The organism is Coleofasciculus sp. C1-SOL-03, from assembly GCF_040220555.1.
Classification (GTDB): Bacteria; Cyanobacteriota; Cyanobacteriia; order Cyanobacteriales; family Coleofasciculaceae; genus Coleofasciculus.
In genome coordinates this window covers 25313-50355 of record NZ_JAVJUO010000194.1, presented here as the reverse complement: position 1 = coordinate 50355, position 25043 = coordinate 25313, and the positions used below count along the sequence as shown (strand labels likewise).

The 25043-nt window shown below is 46.7% G+C and carries 20 protein-coding genes and 3 pseudogenes; 9 read left to right on the top strand and 14 right to left on the bottom strand.

The window, feature by feature from the left end; genetic code table 11:
• Positions 1–457: 457 nt before the first annotated feature.
• Positions 458–916: a hypothetical protein gene (locus RIE73_RS29635; protein WP_446404583.1), complete on the top strand. Its 459-nt coding sequence runs from the start codon at positions 458–460 to the stop codon at positions 914–916.
• A gap of 166 nt (positions 917–1082) precedes the next feature.
• Here RIE73_RS29635 and RIE73_RS29630 read toward each other — a convergent pair whose 3' ends face one another.
• The 3 genes from RIE73_RS29630 to RIE73_RS29620 all read right to left on the bottom strand — a co-directional run bounded on the left by RIE73_RS29630 (position 1083) and on the right by RIE73_RS29620 (position 5206).
• On the bottom strand, positions 1083–1877 hold the full coding sequence (locus RIE73_RS29630; protein WP_446404582.1) for a PEP-CTERM sorting domain-containing protein: 795 nt from the start codon (positions 1875–1877) through the stop codon (positions 1083–1085).
• A gap of 1106 nt (positions 1878–2983) precedes the next feature.
• A complete protein-coding gene (locus RIE73_RS29625; RefSeq protein ID WP_446404581.1) occupies positions 2984–4156 on the bottom strand; it encodes a tetratricopeptide repeat protein in 1173 nt (390 codons plus the stop codon).
• Between the two features lie 450 nt (positions 4157–4606).
• On the bottom strand, positions 4607–5206 hold the full coding sequence (locus RIE73_RS29620; RefSeq protein ID WP_446404580.1) for a YbhB/YbcL family Raf kinase inhibitor-like protein: 600 nt from the start codon (positions 5204–5206) through the stop codon (positions 4607–4609).
• A gap of 161 nt (positions 5207–5367) precedes the next feature.
• Between RIE73_RS29620 and RIE73_RS29615 the strand changes: the two are divergent.
• From RIE73_RS29615 to hisI, 5 genes and pseudogenes are all read left to right on the top strand, one after another.
• Positions 5368–5595 (top strand): annotated as a pseudogene (locus tag RIE73_RS29615) (carotenoid oxygenase family protein); the annotation flags it as partial.
• Between the two features lie 216 nt (positions 5596–5811).
• Positions 5812–6354 (top strand): annotated as a pseudogene (locus RIE73_RS29610) (RRXRR domain-containing protein); the annotation flags it as partial.
• A gap of 598 nt (positions 6355–6952) precedes the next feature.
• The gene (gene ltrA, locus RIE73_RS29605; protein WP_446404579.1) at positions 6953–8743 is read left to right on the top strand and encodes a group II intron reverse transcriptase/maturase; all 1791 of its coding nucleotides are present in this window, start codon (positions 6953–6955) and stop codon (positions 8741–8743) included.
• A 151-nt stretch (positions 8744–8894) separates the two neighbouring features.
• On the top strand, positions 8895–9464 hold the full coding sequence (locus RIE73_RS29600) for a hypothetical protein (protein WP_446404578.1): 570 nt from the start codon (positions 8895–8897) through the stop codon (positions 9462–9464).
• Between the two features lie 131 nt (positions 9465–9595).
• Complete coding sequence (hisI, locus tag RIE73_RS29595; RefSeq protein WP_446404577.1) at positions 9596–9943, top strand: phosphoribosyl-AMP cyclohydrolase; 348 nt, start codon at positions 9596–9598, stop codon at positions 9941–9943.
• Positions 9944–9984: 41 nt separating this feature from the next.
• On the opposite strand, the gene RIE73_RS29590 is transcribed toward hisI, so the two are convergent.
• Entirely contained in the window at positions 9985–10986 is a 1002-nt protein-coding gene (locus RIE73_RS29590) for a ribulose bisphosphate carboxylase small subunit (protein ID WP_446404576.1), read from the bottom strand.
• A gap of 81 nt (positions 10987–11067) precedes the next feature.
• Here RIE73_RS29590 and cysS point away from each other — a divergent pair, with 81 nt between their 5' ends.
• From cysS to RIE73_RS29575, 3 genes are all read left to right on the top strand, one after another.
• Positions 11068–12528, top strand: a complete 1461-nt coding sequence (gene cysS, locus RIE73_RS29585) for a cysteine--tRNA ligase (RefSeq protein ID WP_446404575.1) — start codon at positions 11068–11070, stop codon at positions 12526–12528.
• Between the two features lie 42 nt (positions 12529–12570).
• On the top strand, positions 12571–13086 hold the full coding sequence (locus RIE73_RS29580; RefSeq protein ID WP_446404574.1) for a TIGR02652 family protein: 516 nt from the start codon (positions 12571–12573) through the stop codon (positions 13084–13086).
• Between the two features lie 74 nt (positions 13087–13160).
• Positions 13161–13349 (top strand): hypothetical protein, encoded by a 189-nt coding sequence (locus RIE73_RS29575; protein WP_446404573.1) that lies wholly within the window; start codon positions 13161–13163, stop codon positions 13347–13349.
• On the opposite strand, the gene RIE73_RS29570 is transcribed toward RIE73_RS29575, so the two are convergent.
• From RIE73_RS29570 to RIE73_RS29525, 10 genes and pseudogenes are all read right to left on the bottom strand, one after another.
• Positions 13333–15027 (bottom strand): nucleoside recognition domain-containing protein, encoded by a 1695-nt coding sequence (locus RIE73_RS29570; RefSeq protein ID WP_446404572.1) that lies wholly within the window; start codon positions 15025–15027, stop codon positions 13333–13335. The two genes, RIE73_RS29575 and RIE73_RS29570, sit on opposite strands and share 17 nt — an antisense overlap.
• A gap of 29 nt (positions 15028–15056) precedes the next feature.
• Positions 15057–16196, bottom strand: a complete 1140-nt coding sequence (locus RIE73_RS29565; protein WP_446404571.1) for an NAD(P)/FAD-dependent oxidoreductase — start codon at positions 16194–16196, stop codon at positions 15057–15059.
• Positions 16197–16270: 74 nt separating this feature from the next.
• Positions 16271–18142: a threonine--tRNA ligase gene (thrS, locus tag RIE73_RS29560; RefSeq protein WP_446404570.1), complete on the bottom strand. Its 1872-nt coding sequence runs from the start codon at positions 18140–18142 to the stop codon at positions 16271–16273.
• A gap of 241 nt (positions 18143–18383) precedes the next feature.
• Complete coding sequence (locus RIE73_RS29555) at positions 18384–19013, bottom strand: Crp/Fnr family transcriptional regulator (protein ID WP_446404569.1); 630 nt, start codon at positions 19011–19013, stop codon at positions 18384–18386.
• A gap of 49 nt (positions 19014–19062) precedes the next feature.
• Positions 19063–19561: pseudogene (locus tag RIE73_RS29550) on the bottom strand (CobW family GTP-binding protein).
• Positions 19562–19599: 38 nt separating this feature from the next.
• On the bottom strand, positions 19600–20433 hold the full coding sequence (locus RIE73_RS29545) for a metal ABC transporter permease (RefSeq protein ID WP_446404568.1): 834 nt from the start codon (positions 20431–20433) through the stop codon (positions 19600–19602).
• Between the two features lie 60 nt (positions 20434–20493).
• A complete protein-coding gene (locus RIE73_RS29540; protein ID WP_446404567.1) occupies positions 20494–21255 on the bottom strand; it encodes a metal ABC transporter ATP-binding protein in 762 nt (253 codons plus the stop codon).
• A 451-nt stretch (positions 21256–21706) separates the two neighbouring features.
• Positions 21707–22729, bottom strand: coding sequence for a metal ABC transporter solute-binding protein, Zn/Mn family (locus RIE73_RS29535; protein ID WP_446404566.1), 1023 nt, complete (start codon positions 22727–22729; stop codon positions 21707–21709).
• Positions 22730–22874: 145 nt separating this feature from the next.
• The gene (locus RIE73_RS29530) at positions 22875–24395 is read right to left on the bottom strand and encodes an HlyD family efflux transporter periplasmic adaptor subunit (protein ID WP_446404565.1); all 1521 of its coding nucleotides are present in this window, start codon (positions 24393–24395) and stop codon (positions 22875–22877) included.
• Positions 24396–24557: 162 nt separating this feature from the next.
• A complete protein-coding gene (locus tag RIE73_RS29525) occupies positions 24558–24797 on the bottom strand; it encodes a mersacidin/lichenicidin family type 2 lantibiotic (protein WP_446404564.1) in 240 nt (79 codons plus the stop codon).
• Positions 24798–25043: the final 246 nt, after the last annotated feature.

The following is a 25043-nucleotide window of genomic DNA, read 5'->3' as shown; positions in this document are numbered from 1 at the left end:
CGGCAAAAGTACCTGCTGAATCAGTCTTGTAGGGGGTAGGGAGCAGAGGAAGCAGGGGAAGCAGAGGGAGCAGGGGGAGAAATGGTACATTTTCCCTGATAGCGGTGCAAAGGTATGAAAGGGTTTTACCATCTTTCCTTGAAGATAAGCCAATGTCCATGCAAGGGTTTTGGAGTTGTGCAGCAAACCCAAATTAACAACTGTATCCGCTTAATTTGATCGAGTTGCCCTTTAGTGAATTTGACAGTAAAATTATTGCTTTACAGACAAATGTTAATTACTGAAAATGCTTAATTGGTTAAAAAAAATACGATTAGAAAAAAATAAACTCTTTCAACCCAAACCCGAATTCCCCAAAAAAACAGTCATATACGACTGCGAGATTGTTCGATGTATCCCAAACAAACAGCCTTCCCCTGACCTAGACTACTGCCAAGGCTGGGGTGATTTTTCAGGAATGGGACTATCTGTTATCTGTGCTTATTCATCCTGGCAAGATCGGTATCATATTTATTTAAAAGATAATCTAACAGAATTCCAAACACTAATCAATCAAGCCGAAGAAATTATCGGCTTTAATTCTATCGCCTTTGATGATCAGCTTTGTGCTGCCAACGGATTAAACGTCAAGACAACTTATGATCTATTGTGCCATGTCCGTGTCGCCGCCGGAATGCCGCCTAATTATGTTAAAGGGAAAACTCGTGCAGGTTACAGTTTAGAACAATTAGCCAGAGTTAATTTGGGGTATGGCAAATCAGGGAAGGGAGAGTTAGCCCCAGAACTTTGGCAACGCGGTAAACGCGGACAAGTGATTGATTATTGTATGGGTGATGTTAGTATCCTGAAAAAGCTTTATCAGCAGAGGTCAAGACTCATCGACCCGACCAATGGTCAACTATTAACTGTAGACTAAGCTGAGATACATTTAAATTGTGTATTCTCTATTGTCTTTTCCTTGTTCCATTTTTCCCTTATTTTCTTCTGCCTCCTGCCTTCTGACCTGTGCCTTTTGCTGTAAAAAAAGGGGTCAGAAGTTCAACTTCTAACCCCGTCAACCAGCCGATTAACACTTAAAATACTTAGCAAGACTTGCGGCGACGCGCTGCGGCTAAAGAACCCCCAATCAAGGCTAAACCTGCCAGCGTACCGGGTTCGGGGACAGATACGTCACCATTATCATCAGGCTCACCGTTAGGAATTCTATTAACCAGTAACTTGTCAGAAGCGCCTTCAAAATCTGCTCCACCTACTGACTGAAAGCGAGCCACAGCGCGGAATTCTTCGCCATTAAATAAATTGGCAAACGCTTGTTCAACCGCTTTTGCATTATCACTTGTATCCAGGATGAATCTAACTTGTGCAGACTCTCCTGGATTGAGTCCGGCGGCTGTTTGTCCACCACTAAAATTCCCTTGACCAGCAACGCGAATGCCAATGTCAAAGATATTTTGACCACCAGCACCACTAATTACCGCAGAACCTTCTACAGTATCTGAAGTTAAACCAGAATCACCGAAAAGCCGAGTAAAGGGACTGCTTAGACTATCGTAGGTGTAAGATGAAATTGAATCAGAGACATCAAATCCAAAGGCGACGAATTCTGACTCAGTTGCTTCTTCCCCAAATGGACTATCCAGTTGATCTGTGGTATTGAGTAAGGTTAAATCTAACTGAACACCCCCCTCTTCTCTATCAACGAAATCGAAGTCTACCTGAGCCGAAGCGCCTGTAGCTGGGTCATTTGTTGAGGTGCTGGTGCTATCAAAGTTAAGGGTTAAAGCTTGTGCGGCGTTGGCTGAAACCAAAGAAGACGTGAGAGCAATGCTTGTAGCGAGTAAGCTGGAACCTAGTAAACGAGAAGTGAAGGTTGTCATGTTCTTTTACTTTGCTTGTAGGACTAGAAAATGTGTTGGACTGTTTTAGGAGGGTAGAAGAATCAGCACCTGCTTCTTATTTACTACGTTACTGAATGTTGGATGGGGGTGTCTATAAAAAGTATCTAAGTTTACCGAAACTTTAGCCGAACGGCTTGCTAGATGAAGTTGTAATAAACTCGAAGGCATAAACTCTCGTATCTTTCCTAAATTAGGGCTTGCTGCATGAGTGTGTAGGGTAGGTCAGATAGAGGTTTCAAGCCATTTTCTGACCCAACAAGTGCAAGGTTTTTGCACTATAAGCCACTTTATAAATCAATAGTTAGCCAGACTGCCGAGAACGAACGGCTGTGGCAGCGATAGAACCGACTATCAAGGCAAAACTTATTAGCATAGTGTGTTGGGACGCCGAACCATCATCATGATCCGGATTATGCTCAGGAATATGAGGTATAGTATTAATCAGTATTCTTCTATTTGCTTCGTTGACTTGAGCTACAGCTTCATTAGTAAGTGTATTGGTTGATGTGTTGGTATTATCGAATGAAATAGCTGAGGCTTGTGCTGCGTTAGTTGAGACAAAGCAGGACATGAGTGTAACGCTGGTAGCGAGTAAGCTGGAACTTAGGATACCTAAAGATAGTGGTTTCATGTTCAGTATAGGGGTTATAGGATTAGAAAACTCAGGGAAGGGAACTCTGGTGAAATGACTGAATCAGTAGCAATCCCTTATAGTTTTATACTGTACTGAATCTGGGATTGTCTTGTCTATGGAAATTGAGGCATTTTACAGAAGATTCAGCAAACCTTTTAGATTTGTGAATATTAAATAAATATAAAGTTAAAATAAATATATGTTGAAAAAACGATGAATTAAGCACTTGGAAAGAGTAAAACTATAGCGGTTGCCATTAAGGTTAGGACATCTTGAACGGCTGAAACGGCGAAGTATAGCAACCGCCATAGCGGTTAGGACACATCATTTATGTAGAGACGTTGCATGGAACGCCTCTATGGTGCCGAAAGTCCTAATCGATGTGTCTACTGCTATATCAATAATCAACCTTCTGCCATCTGCCTCCTGCCTTCTGCCTTCTTGTACTAGTTTAACGCCGCGCTTTCTTTAAATCCCGCAGCAAGGATTGCGCTTTCTTGACACCCTCGCGATTATCCTGACGGCGGAAGAGATCACGGGCTTTTTCCACAGCCGTAATCGCTTCTGCTATGCGCTCCCGCCCTTTTAACGCTAATCCTAGATTGTAATAGGCTTGGGCGTCTTGGGGGGCAATTTCAATCAAGCGCCGATAGGCGACAATGGCTTCTAAGTAATTTTCCTCGCCGAGTAAAATCTCACCAATAGCAGCTTGTGCTTCCACTAAATCTGATTGAACCGCCACGGCTCGTTGAAAGGCTTTTAATGCACCGACGAAATCTTCTTGCGCTTGGAGAATTTTGCCAATTTGTAGATAAACTTGACTATTATTGGGTTCTAGTTTTGCCGCTCGGTCAAAAACCTTCAGGGCAGTGTCGATATCGCCCTGACTCAACCAAGCCATACCCAATGTAAGCTGAATATTACTATCCAGAGGTGCTAAGGATTCAGCTTGTTGGAGTGCTTTAATCGCCTCTTGGGGACGCCCTTGCTGGAGAAAAACCGCACCCAGTAACTGGTGTGCCTGAGCATTCTTGGGTTGGAGATTGATGACTTGGCGGTAAACTTGGGTGGCGCCGTCATAATCCTTTTGACGCAGGAGGACAACCCCCAATCCCCAATAGGAGTTAATATGGTTGCGATCGCGCCTTAGGGCTTGACGATATGCCTCTGCTGCTGCGGCATTATCTCCGGCATTGGCTAAACTATAACCGAGAGCATACTGAAATTCTGCATTATTCGGTTCCAAGGCAATTGCCCGTTGATACGCCCTAGCCGCTTCTCGGAAGTTCCCCTGACGCGCCTGGAGATAACCAATTCCAGAGAAAATCTTGGCATTATCTCGATCTAGAGTAGCCGCTTGTTGATAGGTTGCGATCGCCTGAGGATAATTCCCCGCATCCACCAAGTCTCGCGCTTGGCGGAGTAGCTCACGCAGTCGCTGTTGTTCCGGCTGTAGCTGGCTAACGAGCTGGGTTTGACTAGCCCCCGCCTCAGGGGTTAGAGTTATCGTCAACCCGGTAACGAATAGGCTACTCACCAGAAATAGAGTCGGCTTGAACACAGCTAATTTTCTCGTCGCGATTGAGTGTAATGGTTTTGGTTTACGCCAACCAGAGCTAGACATCAGGACATCCTCTCAGGCATATTCTAGGGTTTAGTGCCAGTTTTCCAGCAGAAATTTTGAACAAAGAGGATTGTAACAGAGAAAACCCATAACTTTAACCTAATGAAGTAGGGTCTGCTGAATAAGTCTTGTGGTGGGGTAGGGAGCTGGGGGAGCAATGTAGAGACGTAGCATGCTACGTCTGGAAGCTGGGGAAGCAATGATACATTTTCCCTGATAAGTAGTCGGACAAAAGAAAACGGTACTGTATTAAGTGCAAGTAAATCGCCCTCAAACCCTTACTGTTCCCTGTTCCCTGTTCCCTAATCTCGACCGTTAACTTTAATTGGGTCCACCTACTTAGTGGTGCAAGGGTATGAAAGGGTTTTACCTTATGTCCTTGAAGATGAGCCAATGTCCATGCTACTCAAAGCCTTGATATCTAAGGGTTTTGGAGTTGTGCAGCAAACCCTAAGTACGGGAATAGCGTCCAATCAGTTCTCCATTTGCCAGAATATGACCACTCATCGCCGCTTGAAGCTGCTCTTTGGTTGCACCGGCGTCTAATTTCAGGGTGCGGTCAAGGGCGTAGAGTTTAAAGAAGTAGCGGTGGATGCCACTGGGAGGACATGGACCCCCATATCCTAAATTACCAAAATCATTTTTACCTTGAGTCCCGCCCTTGGGTAGTGGTTCTTGCGCTGGGATTCCTTGAGGTAACTGGCGCGTTTCCGGGGGGATATCATAGACAACCCAGTGAACAAAGGTTTGCCCAGGCGCATCCGGGTCATCAACAATTAAAGCAAGGCTTTGGGTTCCTGTGGGGGGTGCATCCCAGTGGAGTTCGGGAGAGATGTCCTCTCCATCACAGGTGTACTGGGACGGAATCATCTCGTTGGCGTTAAAGGCTTGACTTTCCAGGTTCATCGTATTTTTGTCTGATGAGGTTTGCGAGTCTGTGGACGTGGAATCGTGATTTGCCGAACTGCAACCGACTAGGGACAATCCCACGAACCCCAGTAAATTAACACTCTGTCGCAGAAAGACTCTTCTATCTATAGACTTAGGCATGGCAATCTTTATCGAAGTGGGGAACAGGGAACAGGGGAAAGAGACTGTCATTTTTTGTTGTGCTGGCTGCATCAGTCGTCTTGACCCCCTCGTTTCGAGACACAATGGAGGATAGTGGGAAATTTTTCCCTCAATTGTAGGTAACAAGTTCAGTGAACAGGATGAGTACAACAGCCGTCAATCCGTTTTTAGCGGGGAATTTTGCCCCAGTACAGGACGAAATCACGGCGGATGAACTAACCGTCATTGGTGAACTTCCTGCCGACTTATCCGGGATGTTTGTCCGCAATGGTCCGAATCCTCAGTTTTCCCCTATCGGTCACTATCACTGGTTTGATGGCGATGGGATGTTACTTCAGCAACCCCACGCTACTGACGTGGAGCGTGGGGATTGCCAGGGACAAGTCTGGCGACGTAAGAGCTGAATAGTGCCATTGAACCACCAACTGATACACACTTCCGGATGCTTCCCCAGTTCGCGAACCCTGTAAGTCTACTTGTCATAGACGCTTTAAGAGAGGACATTTTGTTGGTGGCGGTCGAGGGGACTATGTACTTTGTACAGACGCGCTTTTGAAGCGTCTCTACACGAGAGGCTTATACCCATGATTCGTGTACCCGTTTTATCACCGCAAGGTGAACCATTAATGCCAGCTAAAGCCAGCCGTATTAGACGGTGGCTAAAGTCCGGCAAAGCCAAGGTTGTACACAACGACTTAGGCATCTTTCAAGTCCAATTAACAGAGGAACCGTCAGATGATCAGACCCAAGATATTGCAGCCGGAGTCGATCCGGGAAAACTATTTACCGGGATTGCCGTTCAGTCAAAGGGAGCTACCCTGTTCCTTGCCCACCTAAACCTGCCGTTTAAAACCGTAACCAAACGGATGAGCCAACGGGCAATGATGCGACGGGGACGGCGAGGGCGACGGATTAACCGGAAGCTGCCATTTAACCAACGCAACCACCGCCAGCACAGATTCGATAACCGCAAGGGTCACAAGATCCCCCCCAGCATCCGAGCTAATAAGCAGTTAGCACTAAGGGTGATTCAGGAGTTAAGCAAGATTTACCCATTCACTGATGTAGTGGTGGAAGTGGTTAAAGCCAGAGGAGATAAAGGCTTCAGTCCCGCCATGGTAGGTCAAGTGCGATTCGTTGGCTAGAAATCAGCCAGAGTTCTTCTGAGAGCCTAGGTTTGAAGGATTAGCCGCAAGGGAAAATGACGGGGTAACACCCAACAGAACCTTGACAACTTAACAGCCATGTTGGTGAGGGTCAGTATCCTAGAACCCCCAAGTCCAACCGCCCAGGTGCTGGGTTGAAAGCACACAAAGCACCCTCTTGAAGGGTGTCCCTTACAAAGGAGAATAGCCATCAAATTTGTAACGCAGGGGTGAAAGCCTACGGGCAAGCAAGAGCCTATGGGTAGGAATACGAAGCTACGCTTGAACCATCGTGACCATGTGTCCGAAAGGAAAGGTTATGGGCTGGCAATTTTGACCTTGACCAGTTAGTACCCCGATTAAACCCGGTGGAAAGTAGCACCCTAAAGGACTCAAACAAATGGCTGTTAGGAACGAAGTAACCCTCCCGTATGCCCTCTTTGGAGGTCGATACCGAAGAGCAGGTGCTAACCGAAGGCTACGGGATGGGAGGGATTGAGTCACAAGCAAATGACCTGGGTAATACCAGGTATATGCCGACAGACTCACGGTGATTTGAAGGATAGAGAACAAAGTAGCAATGAATAAGACTAAAACGCAGGAAAAACTGACGGTGGTATGGAACGCCATAGACTGGCGAAAGCTAGAAAAACGGGTGTTCAAGTTGCAAAAACGTATCTATCAAGCCTCTATTCGTGGCGATGTTCGTGCAGTTCGCAAACTCCAAAAGACCCTGATGAGGTCTTGGTCTGCCAAATGTTTGGCTGTTCGTCGAGTAACGCAGGATAACACTGGCAAAAAGACAGCCGGGGTGGATGGTATCAAAAGTCTCGCACCAACCCAGCGACTTGAGTTAGTTAATAACCTGAAACTATCCCGAAAAGCTAGCCCAGTAAGGCGGGTAAACATACCCAAGCCGGGAACTTCTGAGAAGAGGAGACTAGGGATTCCAACGATGACAGACCGTGCGTCACAAGCATTGGTAAAACTTGCTTTAGAACCAGAATGGGAAGCTCGTTTTGAGCCAAACTCCTATGGTTTCAGACCCGGACGCTCGTGCCATGATGCGATTGAAGCAATATTCACAGCGATTAATCAGAAAGCCAAATACGTGCTAGATGCGGATATCGCCAAATGCTTCGACAAAATCAACCATAAAGCACTGCTTAACAAATTAAATACATTCCCCACCATCCGCCGTCAAATTCGTGCATGGTTAAAAGCGGGAGTGATGGACGGCTCCAAGCTGTTCCCAACATCTGAGGGTACGCCACAAGGTGGGATCATTTCCCCTCTACTGGCAAACATAGCCCTTCACGGTATAGAGAATCGAATTAACCAGGCTTTTCCTACGATGGTGAAAAAGTCGAGGGAGACTTGGTTTCACAAAAAGGGAGAAACATTCCGTACTCCCAACGTCATTCGATACGCCGATGATTTCGTGGTTCTTCACGAAAATATAGCCGTTGTCCAAGGATGTCAGCAGATAATTGCCGAGTGGCTAAATGGCATGGGATTGGAATTAAAGCCATCAAAAACCCGCATATCCCATACCCTCACGGAGTACGAAGGGAACAAGGGTTTCGATTTCCTGGGGTTTAATATTCGCCAGTACCCAATAAGTATAAAACGGTCTGGGAAAAGCTCAACAGGCAAACCTCTAGGCTTTAAGACACTCATCAAGCCTAGCCAGAAAGCGATAAAACGTCATGTAGAGGAAATAGGCAACATCATCAAAGCCCATAAGTCAAAGCCTCAAGAGGCTCTTATCGGAAAACTCAATCCGATAATACAAGGTTGGGCCAACTACAACTCTACACAAGTCAGTAAAGAAACGTTTTCAAAGATAGACCACATAACCTATCAACAGCTTTGGGCTTGGGCTAAGTACTCCCACGGCGGTACACCGCATAAAGAAATCATCCGTAAATGCTGGATGGCGGTGGGAAACAATAACTGGGTATTCGCAACCAGGGACGAGCAAGGAAACCTCGTTCGGTTACGCACTCATGCCAAGACTCCTATAGTCAGGCATGAGAAGGTTAAAGGCGAAGCTAGTCCTTATGATGGCAACCTAGTGTACTGGTCAACTAGAAGGGGTAAACACCCAGAATGTCCTGAGAGAGTCGCAAAACTCCTCAAGGTTCAACAAGGGAAATGTAATCGATGCGGATTACACTTCAGAGAAGACGACTTGCTTGAAATCGACCATAAACTCCCTACCTCGCAAGATGGAAAGGACGTATTGAGCAACCGTCAGTTATTGCACAGACATTGCCACGACCAAAAAACTGCTATGGATGCCTTGTGGCAAAAGAGGCAGTTGGCACATGAAGAGTTAGCGAGGTATTTGGATGATAACCTGTTCTAACCGCCTAACCCCAAACGAGGGAAGAGGTGCCCATAACAAGGGTCAAGTCACTGAGGAGCCGTGTGACGGGAAACTGTCACGCACGGTTTTGAAAGGGAGACGGGAGGTAGCAATATCTCCCGCCGACCCAAACAATTGGGCAATATCTCAGATGGAAAAAATTGCCCCTGTCTATATTCGGCACGGTTGGCAAAAGGATGGGAACGGTACATCCCAACTCCGAACCCAACTGGGGTTGGAGAAGGATAAGGTTAACAAGGCAAGAGCCAAACCGGAAACTCACGCGGTTGATGGGGTGACGCTGGCTTGTGGGTATTTCATCAAGTATGTCCCGTTTACTGGCTCTAATTCCCATGGTTACACCCATAAAGGTAGCGTTAACGTTACCCCTTCCCCGTTTAAAATCATCACCCGTCCTGGCGCAGTGAAACGGGGAAAAGAGTATGGATTCTTCCGCCGCCAATTACACTTTGAAGTCCCAGATAAGTCGGGGACAAGAAAGCGTAAAGGTGGGACGATTACCCCCTTTGGGGTGAGGATTGGTGATTGGGTTAGAGCAGAAAAAGCCGGGAAAGTTTACATTGGCTACGTCGGCGGATTCACTGATACCAAAAAGACTCAGAAGGTTTCTGTTTGCGACTATACCTGGAAACGTGTTGGACAATTTGCTCCTAGTAAAGTTGAGCTAATCAGGAGAAATAACGGCTTATGCGTAGCCTAACAAAAGACTTGGATGCCTCCATTCTTCCGGCATCCCGCTATCCCTCCTCACCCTCCTGAGCCTGCGAAGGATCTGCTGAGGGTGAGGACTCCCGCGAATACGTTGAGTCAATGAGTTTGGCGATATCAACTATGAATCAAACTTTTTTATGGATAGAACACCTCAAGTTCAACGAACAGGGCTTGATTCCAGCGATCGCCCAGGATTATTTAGACAACACCGTTTTGATGATGGCGTGGATGAACCGCGAATCCATTCAGCGAACCCTAGAAACAGGAGAAGCCCATTACTGGAGCCGTTCGCGTGCAGAACTGTGGCATAAAGGTGCGACTTCTGGACACATTCAAAAAGTCAAAGCGTTTTATTATGACTGTGATGCCGATACGCTTCTATTGAAAATTGATCAGGTGGGCAATGTTGCCTGCCATACGGGAGCCAGAAGTTGTTTTTTCAATCGCGTTCAAGAGGTAAAAGGGTGAAGTGTCAAGTCCTTGACCTCTCCACCCCATCACTGCTTATATCACTTCACCTGTGGATACTGAACCATTAACTCACTACCACGCTGCCGTGTTTTAGGATTAATACTAAATAAACGCACATACTTGCTGTGATGTTCATGCAGGCAATCTTCTAGTGCTGCGATCGCTTCTGCCTCGTTGGTGGTTTTAATCCACCCACAGTCAGACCAAGAATTAGCCCGGAATCGCCTTGCATCAGCCTGCTCGATCCCAATGTGGTGCCCCTGGTTCAGTAACTCGCGAACCCATACTAATGCTGACGCTCCCAGATTCGCTACCGCTAGCTCCTTTGGAATCACTACGCTAGCGCTATCAGAATTTGGAAATGGGGATTGCTGGGAACCATTGCCAGACTTATGACTTGGCACAAAGTCTGAGTACCCGTTCGATTCATCGCGAATTGCAGCAATGCAGGTATTGTCCTCAGCACACAAATATCCCTGACGGAGTTTTTGATTAATGCTCACTACATGACGGGCAAACTCTGAATCTGCGTCTTGCACATTGGGTAAATGATCAGCTTGTTGGGGGTTGGTAATGATTGAGCCAGATGCGATATATTTGCCCGCCGGAATTTCTACATTCTCGATTAGTGCATGGGACATAACGATACAACCATCCCCAATACGAGCGTTAAACACAGTTGATCGAAAGCCAATAAAGCAACCGTTTCCCACGTAAGCAGGACCGTGAATTAAAGCCATGTGCGTAATCGAAGCGTTATCGCTAATCCACACGGAGTAAAGCTGTCCATCATCCCCGATGACTCGTCCCTGTTCCAATCCATGAATCACCACTCCATCTTGAATGTTTACATTCGCACCAATATAAAACGGCATTCCTTCGTCGGCTCGAATCGAGACACCGGGAGCAATGTGAACCTGCTCTCCAATCCGCACATCTCCAATCACGTTGGTCAGGGGGTGGATATAGACGGTGGAATCTAGGGTTGGTTCAGCGAGTTGCTGTGACCAAGGGGTTGGTGGGGCAGGGATGTTGTACATAGTCATGCTAGAATGAGAGTGATTATCATTCTAAATGCTACTGGAATACTTGATCCAAACCTTGACAAGCCAAAATTTGCGATGAGCCTCACTCTATACAACACATTGACTCGCCACAAAGAGCCGTTCAAAACGATTGAACCCGGTAAAGTTACCATGTATTGCTGTGGGGTAACAGTGTACGACTATTGCCATTTGGGTCATGCCCGGTCTTATATCGGCTGGGATGTAATGCGGCGTTATTTACAATGGCGGGGTTATCAAGTACGGTATGTGCAGAACTTTACCGATATTGATGACAAAATTTTGAATCGGGCTAGAGTTGAAGGCAGCTCGATGCCAGAAATTGCCGATCGCTACATCAATGCCTACTTTGAGGATATTCGGCGGTTGAACGTCATGGATGCGGATGAGTATCCCCGTGTCACCCAACATATCCCAGCGATTGTTCATCTCATCCAAGCACTGGAAACGAAAGGCTATGCTTACACCGTGGATGGTGATGTTTACTACAACGTGCAGCAGTTTTCCGAGTATGGCAAACTCTCTGGACGAAAAAGAGGGCAGATGCAAGCTGGGGCAGGTGGACGCATTGACCCAGGCGAACCAGAGGGCAAAAAACAAGACCCTTTTGATTTTGCACTGTGGAAAGCTGCCAAACCAGGGGAGCCTGCTTGGGATTCTCTTTGGGGTAAAGGACGACCTGGGTGGCATATTGAATGCTCGGCAATGATTCGTGCCCGATTGGGTGAGACGATTGATATTCATGGCGGTGGGGGCGATTTGGTGTTTCCCCACCATGAAAATGAAATCGCTCAATCAGAAGTGCTAACAGGTAAGCCCTTGGCTCGATACTGGCTACACAATGGCATGGTGACCGTGAATGGGGAGAAGATGTCTAAATCCTTAGGCAACTTTACCACCATTCGAGATTTGTTAGACGGTAAATGGTCAGAGTATCCGCAGCCGATCGATCCAATGGTCATCAGGTTATTCGTTTTGCAAGCTCATTATCGTAAGCCCTTAGATTTTACGGCATCAGCCATTACCGCCGCTGTTCATGGCTGGCAAACCCTCAAAGATGCGCTGAATTTAGACTTGGCTAAATGCAATCTATCGCCACAAGCTACGATTCTTGATGAATTGGACTCACAGGTGATCGCCCGTTTTCAAGCGGCAATGGATGATGACTTTAATACGGCGGCTGGATTAGCGGTGCTGTTTGAGTTGGCAAAATCCCTAAAACGAGAGTTTAATCAGCGTTGCCATCAAGGGTTTCAGGAACTTGAGGATGTGCAGTTACGTGCTTTATCGCAGACGTTGATACAGCTTGCTGGGGTGTTTGGTTTAGAGGTTCAAGCCGAAACCTTACCTGTACCAGAGATTAATGTGAATTGGATTGAATCGCTACTGCAACAACGGCACCAAGCACGCCAAGAAAAACGCTATGCCGAGAGCGATCGCATCCGTAATCAACTGCAAGCAGCAGGCATTACCTTGATTGATCAGCCCAACGGACAAACCCGTTGGCATCGTTTTTGAACTCTCTAGTGGAAAGGAACAATTTTTGTGATGACACTTGGTATGACTCCTATCCTTTCGGACTACCCCATATTCGGCACAGAGATTCGATGTCCTCAGTGCCATCAACCAATTCCAGCCTTGTTACTCACAGACTCTTACGTTTGCCCTGAGCATGGAGCTTTTGAAGCCAACCCCAATACAGGGGAATTAGTTCATGTTCAGTCGGGGCGATTTTGGCATCAATGGGAAGGTCAATGGTATCGTCAGCATATTCATCCCGATACCCTACGCTTTGAAATCGCTGAGGCGCTTGAACACCTTTATCGAAATGGATATCGAGCAACCCAGGTGATTGTTGCTCAACGGTATAAAGAGATGCTTGGCAACAGCTTAGAACATCATGCTGACTGGTTTAGGCAGTTTTATTTTGTGAAGCAACGATTGTATGGAGTGCCAGTGGAATTTAGCTCAGACCAACATACAGAACCTCGTTGGAAAATTATGAACTTTGAGTTTCAAACTGAACCGGGTAACCCAACGAACTATACTTATCCATTTCTCAAAGCATGGCGCTAACAGGACAATGCTATAAAGGTTGACAGTGAATGACTTGAAAAAGTAAACCAATTTTCAATCAGGAGGTAAAAGCGATGACAACAATTCAGCACTATGCAACGAATTACATTGAGAACGCCAAAGTATCGATGATTACTCCCACACAAACCATTGAAGCTGCTTCGGTTGAGTACTGTATTGCCAGTGGCTACGTCAAAATTGTGACTCAAGATGAACGGACGTTAATTACACATATCAGCAACGTTGTCATTGAAGTGGGTTAATTACACATATCAGCAACGTTGTCATTAAATGCTCAAATAGGGCGCTGCCCCAAGCCAGAAGCAGCGAAAAGCTAACGGCTGCCACAACTTGCTGGCTCAAAAGCTTCAGGGCAAAGCGCCAAGATACCTCGCGCACAATGGTTAGGAGGGTGACAAGGCAAGGTAGAATTACACCTGCCAGATAGACGGCTGTTAGAATCTGCAAGGGGGTTAAAGCACCCACTACATCCGGTTCGGTGAATAGCAAAATGCCATCCTTGCGAATAGAGGCAAGCACTACAGGTAAAGCTGCTTCAGCCGGAAGGCGAAACAATCCCATCACAGGGCGAAGAACACCCGACAATAAAGAGAGAATACCTAGCCAGTCGAGTAGCGACGCAATAATTGTAATTCCCAAGAAGATGGGGATTGCCTGGAGAAAGAATTGAGATAAAGTGCTGCGGGCTTCGCGCCAGACTGCAATCGGGCGGGGAAATTCCAGGAAACTACGCCCTTCAACGAGCAACTTATTTAACGGCGATCGCGCTTTTTTGGGTGCTGTTAGTCGGGTGTAAAGTAAGGTTGTCACCGTCAGATAGAGCAAATAGGGAATAACCAGATAAGGCAGCTTTGCCGCCGCAAATACGCCGAGGGTTGCCCCAAACTGGTAGGAACAAGCGGAACCAAATGCGATCGCAGAAATACAAGTCCCTCGCGAACAACTCGAACAAGCCCTAGTGTTAATTACGGCGGGGACATTGCAACCAAATCCCATAATCACCCGCACCAAGTCTCGCCCCGTTAATCCAAAGGGAAGCATTAACGGGTGCATTGCTACCGTGATCCGATCAATCAAACCACTTGCTTTGTAAGCACCAAGAAACAGAGCATACAGTACAATCGTGGGGATTGCCCAAACGAACAGCAACGGACCCATCGTCACCAGTCCATATCGACCCACAAGAATTTCTCGCAACAGGGACGGCAACGGGTTGAGTTGTTCGACTAAAGGCTTAACCAACCCTTGTACTAAGGGCTCAACGAATCCAGCCAAGGCGTTGGCTGTCCCAACGGCGATGATGGCAGGCAATAAAAGCAGCAAAATTGCTCCAATCGGACCCCAGTAACGATGTTCCAATAAGGTTGGTGATGGCTCGATCCGCCAGTCAATGCGCTCTGGAATTGACTCTTGGGTAAAGGTTCCGGGAGATGAAAGAGCCTCTAGAATCTGGACGCGATCGCTCGCACTCAGATGACGGGCATCCACAGGGATGAAACCAATCCCGGAACTCTGGCGGAGACGTTCGAGTACTTCTATGGCTTCTGCCTTAGCTCGTACCTTATCCCAAAAGGTAACAGCCACGACTCCCCGCTTGCCTTGAACCAATGGGAGTAACTCCGCTAAATCCTCGTCGATATGAGTAGCTTGTACCACAAGCAGCACGGTATCCGTTTCTGGCAAACGGTTCAGCACGGTTGCCGTCGTCACGCTATCAGACTGGCGCAAAATCCCAGGCGTATCGACAAAGGTGCTATCGCCGTCCCGATAGGTTTCACAAGCCACGGTAGTACCCCGAAAATTCGAGCTATAGGCTGGCTTTTGGGTGAGAGAGGTAATTAACTGGGATTTTCCCACGCTTTCTTTACCGATCGCAACGACGGCAGTGTGGGTAGAGAGTTGTCCTGTAACTCGGTTCATCGCTATCTGTCTATAAAAGAACTCAACTATTAACAAACACAATCATTGCTACAGCAGGAAAGGTCATCAAGAAATAAACCCTGTTCGCGGTAAACCTGCAAAGGAGAGGGATCTAAACCCAAACGCTGTGCGATCACATCAGCCACCACCGCAAACCGCTGCCGGAATTTATAGATAAAACAGAAAATCACATCCCCGTGACGCACAGAAGGTCCAACGACGAATAACCCTGGAGTCCGGGTTGATTCATCGCATTCATTCAGCACAGTATGTCCGTCTGACCAATGAAACAAGTGGGCTATGGTACTGAGACTGCCCTTAAAACCCGTACACAGAATAGGAGGCGTGGGACTCATCCACTGGCGATACTCAAGCCTCTCATTACCTTGCGCCCCGACGACAGCATAACCGTTGGCGTCGCGCTTGACTCCCACAATGTCAGTATTCCCAATCAGTTCAAGGCGACCTGTCCCATAGACAAACTCCAAGCGCTGTACTGTGTAAGGAGACAAAGAAATGCTCGGATCGGGGTTATTGGATGCCCAACTTTTTGCGCGATCGATTACTCCCACTCGTTTTCCCAAGGCAACTAAATTGGTGGCAGCATCCATTCCACTTTCATAACCGCCAATCACAATAACCTCCTCTCCCTGTATCTCGTCCCAGGAACGTACCTGAGTATTTTGAATGCACAAATCGGCACCGGGAAAGGGATCGAGGCGCGGATACTGAAATTCTCCCGCCGCCCAAATGACAAAGCGGCTTTGAACATCGCCTTGGGACGTTTTGAGGATAAACCCTTTTTCCCCAGGTTGCGGTTCAATATTGTGAACCTCAATGCCTGTTTTTACCGGAAGCTGAAAATACTCGACAACCGTTTGTAAATAGAGGGCATACTCTTTACCCGTTAGGTGTTCTCGTTGAAAAGATAGAGCTGGGGAGGTATTTAGAGCTACTGCATTCAGGTCGAGTAACCCAAAGCCGTGACTGGGAAACGACGGGGTAATAAATCGCATTTGTGCGGGCCAGCGATTAAAAGATGCTCCCACTTCATGGCGCTCTAATAGGATAAAATCATGGAGTCCTAAATCTTTGAGAACGACCCCACAACCGACCCCCGCCGCACCCGCACCGACAATAACTACATCCAAGATTTTAGAAGAATTCATTACAGCTATCAACTAGAAAGAAGTTACCTGTTTCTGTACGGTCAGACCTAAATTATTTTCTCCAACTTGACAGATTAAAGCGTTGATTTCTCTTCGATCACTCCTTGCAGACAAGCTTGCAACTCAGCTAAAGTTAGTGTTCCTAACTCTCCCCCCTTCCTTGTCCGCACACTCAGAGTTTGATTTTCTACTTCCCGTTTACCGACTACAGCAACAACGGGAATTTTTTCTAACTCTGCATTGCGAATTTGCTTACCCAAACGCTCTCCACTGCGGTCAATCTCAACCCGATACCCAATTTTTTTAAGAGTGGTGGCAACTGATCCTGTATACTCCCGTTGATCATCGCTCACGGGTAACAGACGCACCTGAATGGGGGCTAACCACAAAGGGAAATCACCTGCATAATTCTCAATTAAAATCCCGAAAAAGCGTTCCAACGAGCCAAAGATTGCTCGGTGAATCATAATCGGTTGTTGGCGAGTTCCATCCGCAGCGACATATTCCATATTGAAGCGATCGGGTAAATTGAAATCGACCTGAATTGTCGAACATTGCCACAAACGACCAATGGCATCTCGAATCTTAAGGTCAATCTTGGGACCATAGAACGCGCCACCCCCCACATCTTCAATATAAGTCCAACTTTTGGCAGCTAAAGCTTGTTTTAAAGCTGTTGTCGCTAACTCCCAAACTTCATCGGTGCCAACAGATTTAGCCGGACGAGTGGACAAATTCACTTCATAGTCTGTAAAGCCAAAATCTGATAAAATTTGCTCGGTTAGATTTAATACCCCAATAATTTCATCGGCAATCTGATTGGGTAAGCAGAAAATATGAGCATCATCTTGGGTGAATCCTCGGACACGCATCAAACCATGCATAACGCCTGAGCGTTCGTAGCGATAAACTGTTCCTAATTCAGCAAAGCGTAAGGGAAACTCGCGGTAAGAATGCAGGTCGTGCTTATAGGTCAGAACGTGAAAAGGACAGTTCATCGGCTTAATTTGATAAGCCTGTTGTTCAATATCCATCGAGTCAAACATATTCTCTCGATAAAAATCCAAATGACCCGATGTTTTCCACAGTTCCAGATTGGCGATATGGGGTGTGTAAAGGAGTTGATAACCTGCTGCTAGGTGAGACTTTTTCCAGTAATCTTCGATAATGTTACGTATCGCTGCGCCACGCGGATGCCAAAAAACTAAGCCACCGCCAGCATCGTCTTGGATACTAAAGAGTTTGAGGTCTTGACCAATTTTTCTATGGTCGCGTCGCTTGGCTTCTTCTTTTTGTTGAAGGTAAGCCGAGAGTTGTTCGGGTGTTTCCCAAGCTGTACCATAGATACGTTGCAACTGAGGTTTGGTTTCATCCCCACGCCAGTAAGCACCCGCAACAGTTTCTAAGGCAAAAGCATCGGGATTGATTTCTCCAGTGAAGTTGACGTGAGGACCAGAACATAAATCCCACCAGTATTCATCTGGAGGTAGCGTCACTTGTTCAAATAGAGAAGGTTCTGGCTGAATTGTATCCGTTGACCCTCTGCCGCAATCGGGGTTACCGATGAAGTAGCGGGTAATGGTTTCTCCTTCGGGAATCAAGTCGAGGATTTCCAGCTTGTAGGGTTCCCCTAACTGCTCAATTTCCCCACGAATCTCCTCCCGATCTACAACTTCGCGGATAATTGGCAAGTTAGCGTTGATAATCTGCCGCATTTTGGCTTCAATGCGGCTCAAGTCATCTGGGGTAAAGGGTTGCTGGCGATCAAAGTCGTAGTAAAATCCGGTGTCTGTGGTGGGTCCAATCGTTACTTTTGTCTGTGGGAGGAGAGTTTGCACTGCCATTGCCAAGATGTGAGCGCAGGTGTGGCGAATTCGCTCTAGTTTTTTTGGGTCATCTTGGTGAGGACTGTTCTCAGACAGAGACTGAGTTAATTGACTGACCATACTCCAAAATAAAAATAATAATCATTCTCATTTTAACCGAAAAGCCTGGATTCAGGCTACATAGAGGAACTTGATCTCGATTAAATTCATCCATGCATGATGTCAATTGACCACTACAAAGGATAGGGCTGTTGCGAACACTCAAAACACATCACCTGTAAGCTATCCAAAACCTCTTGTGGAAGTGTTACTTGACCTGCTTCAGCCATTGACAGGTGGGCAGTGCCCACCCTACGCTAGATCAAGGTTTTGATGCTTTCAAATGCAAATTTTCAGTACCATTGTACTGAGAATGTTCACCAGTGGTGAGGATGAGATTTCGACGCGATCGCACAATCCTCCCTTCCTGTTCCAACCGATTGATTAGGCGAGTTACGGTTACCCGAGTAGTCCCAATCGTTTCGGCAATATCCTGATGAGTCAGGTGAAAGTTCAGCAATTTACCCTGAGGAACTGTTTGTCCAAATTGACAGGATAGCCATTCTAACAGATGCAGCAGGCGGGCATAGGCAGAGTGCTGATGTAGAATATTCAATAGTTCTTCGCTTTTCCAAGCATGAATCAGTAACGCCTCTGGTAACGATTGACTCTCTAAAGGGATTTGACTTGCCTGTACTCGAGTCAAACAAACCACCTGGTAAGGCTTGATCCGAGATAACCGTCGTCCCACTACATCTCCCGGACCCCAAAAGCCAAGGGTAACCAGTTGACCCTCTTCATTCCAAGTTAGCGATCGCACGATACCTTGTTCAATTTTCCACAGATAGTCTGAACTCAGAGATAGCAAATCTTTGCGATTAAACGCTTTTTGGGGATACACAACATGCAGACGGGTGGGAAATATATAGGGGATTGACGTGGATAAAGACATCGGCTTATTGATGGTTAATTGACAAAGAGTTTGTAGACTTTTATTGCCATTACTTGGTAAGACAGTTGTTCAGCATTTGGATCAACAAAAGAGCCTCAAGTTTACGTCCAATCAACACCAGTTCATTTTTAGGAGCTGTTGTCCATTCACTATCATCCATAGTGAATCGTTTGCCAATCAGTTGAAATAGATGTCGCTTGGGGCTTTCGGCAAACCAGAGAACGCCCTTAGCGCGAAATACATTATTCGGAAGTTGATAGTCAAGAAATTGTTGAAATTTTTTGAGAGAGAGAGGGCGATCTCCTTTAAACGACATCGTTGATCGTGCAGCATATACAGCCATTGGTCAGTTCAATCATGTCTTCTTCAACAGTGATCAAGAACTGACTGTCAATGTTGATATCGCCAAATTCGTTGACTAAAACAGCAACTTTATAATTTTCTAAATTTTGCAAGATATAGTTCAACAGCGTTGTTTTACCGCTGCCCAGGAAGCCTGTAATGACAGTTACAGGTAGTTTTTGAGGTAAGCTGGCGGTGTCTAACATAAATAAACTCAAACCTAACAAATTAAACGGGAAAGACTCTACTGAAACAATCTTGTCTCCCTTTGGCGGTATCGCCGGAGAAAATTGATACCCAAACTGGCAAGATAAGCGATCGCGGCGCACAGCACGATCGTGGCACCAGAGGTAAAATTGAGGACGTAGGAAAGCCACAATCCGGCTGTGGTAAAGACCATACACAGCAAGCTAGCCAGTAGCATCATTTTCTTCAAGTCCTTGACATACAGATTCGCGATCGCGGCGGGCATCGACAGCAAGGCAATCAGTAAAATTACGCCCACCACCTGCATCAGCATCACCACCGTCAGCGCAATAATTCCCATCAGCATCAGGTAAAGCGCATTCACGGGTACATTCCGCACCGTGGCAAAGGTTTCGTCAAAGGAGATCGCCAATAACTCTTTGTAAAACAGCGCGACCAAAATGACGATCATTATATTTAGCGCCAGCATAATCCAGAGATCGCGTCTAGGAACCGAGAGAATACTACCAAATAAATAACTCCTGAGATTTGCCGTATAGCCCGGTGTCAAATCAATAAAAATTACCCCAATTGCCATACCAATTGCCCATAACATACCAATGACAGTATCTTGTCGCAACTGAGTTTTACGCTGCACCCAGCCCATGATCAACGCCGCCATCAGACTGAAGGCACTTGCCCCTAGCACTGGATTAAATCCCAAGAAAAATCCCATACCCACACCCCCATAGGCGGCGTGAGCAATGCCTCCAGCGATAAACACAATCCGATTGACCACCACAAAGCTGCCAATAATGCCACTGGCAATGCTAATCAACAACCCTGCTAATAGGGCATTTTGCATAAATTCTTGCTGTATAACTTCCAGCATAAGCGAAATCAAAATTATTTCCTTGTGTCTCGGCTATTCAGGTTTTGATTTAGGTCAATTTTAACGGATTCGCGGCACAAACCGATTGTGAATCACCGGTTCTACTGATTCTCCGTCGGTCTGTTCTAGCATTTCATTCGTCACCTGACTGTCACCCTGGTAATACAGCCGTTGGTTCAAATAACCGATTGTTTTAACGTAAGAGGATACCATGCCAAGATCATGGGAAATCATCAAAATTGTCACATATTCATTCAGTTGCCGCAGCAATTCATAGATGGCTGTAGAGGATTGACGGTCTAGACTGGTTGTGGGTTCATCAAGCAGTAGAATCTGAGGTTCTGTTGCTAACGCCCGAGCAATATAGACTCGTTGGCATTCCCCGCCAGAAAGCTCACTCACCGGGCGATCTTTTAAATCTAGCAAGTCTACCTGTTGTAATGCCTGTTCTACCTTCTGATCATCTTTACGATTAAAATGTCTCAATAAACGACCTTTGCCCAAACGTCCCATCCGCACCACATCCCAAACATTAATGGGAAAACTACGGTCAAATGTCATAACCTGTGGAACATAGCCGATATAACGACGACCTTGCTGAATCGAACGTCCGAGAATTCTTACCCGTCCCTGTTGAGGTGACAATAATCCCAATAGTACCTTGAATAGGGTGGTCTTGCCGCCTCCATTTGAACCAATGATACCGATATAGTCCAATTTATTGACCGAAAGATTGATGTCGTGCAAAATCGGTTCTTTACCGTATCCTGCCCAAAGGTTTTCGATCGTAATCACGACTTCAGATGTAGTTGAGTGTTCCACAGTGATACCCGTTTTCTCTTTATAATCAGGCAACAAATACACCCTTTTGCTATCGCCGGGATGGGTCAGACAGGGTGCAATATAGCGCTACGCGCTAGGCAATAGGCAATAGGCAATAGGCAATAGTGAAGAAAAAAGCTATTTGCTAATCACAGCCATAAGGTGAGGGGTGCTGAGGGGGTGACAAGGGACTTGAGGGTACTACTGGGTGTAGGGTGTAGGGTGTAGGGAAAAATTGAACTTTAAAAAGGGAGTCACCAAAAACTCTATCTCCTGTTTATTCATTTTGACCCTGAAGTCCTTCGAGTTGACGGCCTTGGCTCGCAAGCGAGAGCGCTCACTCCTTACCCTCTCTCCTCTTATGGGCTTTTGTGTTTCTCTAATATTTTCCCCACACCCCACACCCCATACCCCACACCCTGCCTACCTTTGACGCGAGCTTGTCACCCCTTCAGTGAGGGGTGACAACTAACAGGGCGGTTGGATCACCCAGAACGTCTTTAAATGTGTTAGATACTTGGCTCATATTGCTCATCCAGTCTTCAGCCAGTGGATCGAGTAAAATCACCTCTCCACCAATTTCATTGGCAATTGTTTTAGCGTCTTTGGTGCTAAATTGAGGTTGAGCAAAAATGACTTGAATATTGTCTGCCTTGGCTTTAGAAACCAGCTTGGACATCTCTGCCGCACTGGGTTCATTGCCACCGACTTCAATGGGAACCATTTCCAAATTGTAAGCACGAGCAAAGTAGCCCCAAGCCGGATGGAAGACCATGAAGGTTCGATTCTCAACCCCAGAAAGGGTTTGTTTAATGTCTTGATCCAGTTGCTCTAGGTCAGCAATAAAGGCATTTAGGTTCTCTTGATAAATCGGTTGACGGCTGGGGTCAAGTTCGGCAAGGGCTGCATAAATGGTTTGTGCTTGTTCTTTAACCAGGGGGGGTGATAGCCAAATGTGGGGATCGGGATTGGCTACGGTTTCGGGTTGAGAACTAGCCTCCTGATCATGCTGGTGTTCATCGGCGTCACTGTGGTGATGGTGTTCTTCTCCGGGATGGGAATGTTCCGCTGCCATAGGCATTCGGTTAATTCCTTCTGTCAAATCCACAACTTTCATCTCCGGATTCGCAGAACGAATGCGTTCCCACCAGGCATTCTCAAAAGGAACCTGGATGCGGACATACGCCTCTGCATCAGCTAAATTTTGTAGCTGCTGGGGTTTGGGTTCATAGGTGGCTGGACTCGCACTAGGCGGTAACATGACGGTGACATTGGCATATTCACCACCAATCCGTTCGACAAAATATTTTTGCGGTGGAATACTCACAACCACATCAAGCTGGTTCTCTGAGACGTTAGAGTCAGAAGATTGAGCGGATTCGGTTGTTTCATTCATTTGAGTTTGTCCACAGCCGACTAAAGACACGATTCCTAAAGCCAGGATTGTTGTTACTAGATGGCGATAATTTGGCATGGGTTAGTCTCCTTTGCTGGATTGATCGCACGTTTGACTTTGGCAACGCTCATTTTTGATAATGATAATCATTATAATCGCAGATGAAAATTTTGTCGGAGGTAAAAAAAGGTAAGTAGCGGATCAACCGCCGATCGCTGGCGGATTACAAATTCGTGAGTAACCGAGCTTTGGTGAGAATCAAGTTGAGAACGGTTTCTTCTGTGGCAATAATATCGGCTCTGCCTTCCATACCCGATTGAATCACACAAGGGCGTTCACCCTCACTCAACTGAAACAGTCCTGGCTGAATCGTGACTTGATAAACAGCATGAGTGGCAGAGGTTGTACTGGCTGGAGTGGAACTTGCGATCGCCTGGGGGGTTAGGGTGGGCGTCGTCACGTCTGGAGAAATGGCAGTCACTGTACCTGGGAGAGTACCGTAGTCCGGATAGGGACAGGCAGAGACGCGCATTTGCACCCGTTGACCCATTTCGACTTGGCTGATATCTTGAGATGACACGAAGGCTTTAATCACCAAAGGCGCTGCACTGGGGGAAATTTGCGCGATCGCATCTCCGGCACGGACAACTTGTTGGACGTTGCGAAGATGCAGTTGCTGGATAATACCAGAGGCTGAGGCGCGGATCATCGTGTTTTGGAGTTCCGTTTCAATTTGCTGAAGTTCATCCTGGTTGCGACTGAGTTGGTTCGAGAGTTCCCCGCGACGTTGAATTAACTGCTCTCGTTCTTGGTGTAATCGAGATAGGCTGGCTTTCCCAGTGGCGCGTTCTTGGGCAATTTTCTCCTTCGCCATTGTCACCATTGCCTCACTGGGGTTGAGTGCGGCTAATGCCCCTTTTCGTCTAGCTTGGGCAGCATCTACACCCGATGAGAGTCGTTCAATCTCTTGTTTTTGTGCCAGGATGGTGGCTTTTTGGGCTTCTAGGGCTTGTTCTTGTTGAGTCACAGCAAGTTGAGCTTCCTGGAATTGATCCTGAGAAAGAGCGCCAGATTCGGCGATTGGCTGATAGCGATCGCGTCTGGCTTTGGCAGCGTTTAACGCGGCTTCCGTAGAGTTTAAGTGAGCTTGGGCGGCGTTTAACTCAGCCTCACTTCTTTGTAACTCTTCTTGCGCTTGCTTCAAATGGGCTTCGGCTTCTTGGACTTGGGCTGTTGCGGTTATTTGTTCGTCTTGGTACTCCCGTTGACTGCGGCTGAGTTCGGCTTGCGCTGAGGCAACTGTGCGTTTCGTGCGATCGCCTTCAGCAATAATCTGCCGATCAAGCGCCATTATCTGGGCATCGATTTGAGTCAGTTGACGCTGGTTGTGTTGAATATTACTTTGAAGCTGACTTTTTTGCGTCTGGAGGCGGGAGTCGTCAATCGTGGCAATAATGTCCCCTTGTTCAACTGGCTGGTTTTCCTTCACTTCAATGGTTTTAACTGTTCCTTCCGTTGCCACTTGTACGAGGCGTTGTTCACCAGAAGGACGAATTGTCGCCCTGGCGTTCACGGTGACGTTGTAGGTGAAAATAGCTGCTAGAGTAAACGCCGCACCGACTGTGCCGACTAAACATAGTCCGCCCCAACTCAGCCAAGGGCTGATGGGAGGCAGAAAATCTGCACTCTTAACTGTTGATAGGTTTGCCGATTGGTCACGGTTGAGTATTCTTTCGGAAATCATGGAGTGTAAACTAGGAAAAGACCCAGAAAGGGTTCCGGGTCAATATACGACGGCTTAAAACCGTCACCACAGGTGAATTTGAGAAAATTAGCCAAATCCAACTCAGTCACCTTGGCTGGCGTTTTAAGCCCTCAACACTGGGCGATCACGACCCATCGTTGCCTAGGCAATGGTCAAGACATCAGATTCAACCGAAATCTTGCAACCTGGGTAGCAAGTGTGAATCGTGTCTATAGTTGTCCCCGTGCAGGTGGTGCAGCCACCGGAGAGCGACGACATATCTTCATCGCTCAGTTCAATCAACCCCGCCGGGTTTTCCGGCAACAGGCTGAGTTGTTCGGCACTCAAACTGGCACGGTAGTCTTCATCTTTCCACGCACGGATGATATCAAGGTGAGACATTTTCGTCCTCCTATTGATCTAGTCTTGAAGCGGCTTTTTTGCCGCGAGACTATATTACCTTAGTTTTGATAATGATTATCATTTTTATTGCAAAGTTTGTTTAAGCGATTTAAGTGCATTTGTACTATATTAAAATCAAGCCTGATTCCGTGGTTAACAGGGGAAGTAACTGATCTGACTTTTCACGGTATCTGGCGCAACGTTTGTAGGGGCGGGTTTCACGACTACCTTTTTGGTTGCACCCAG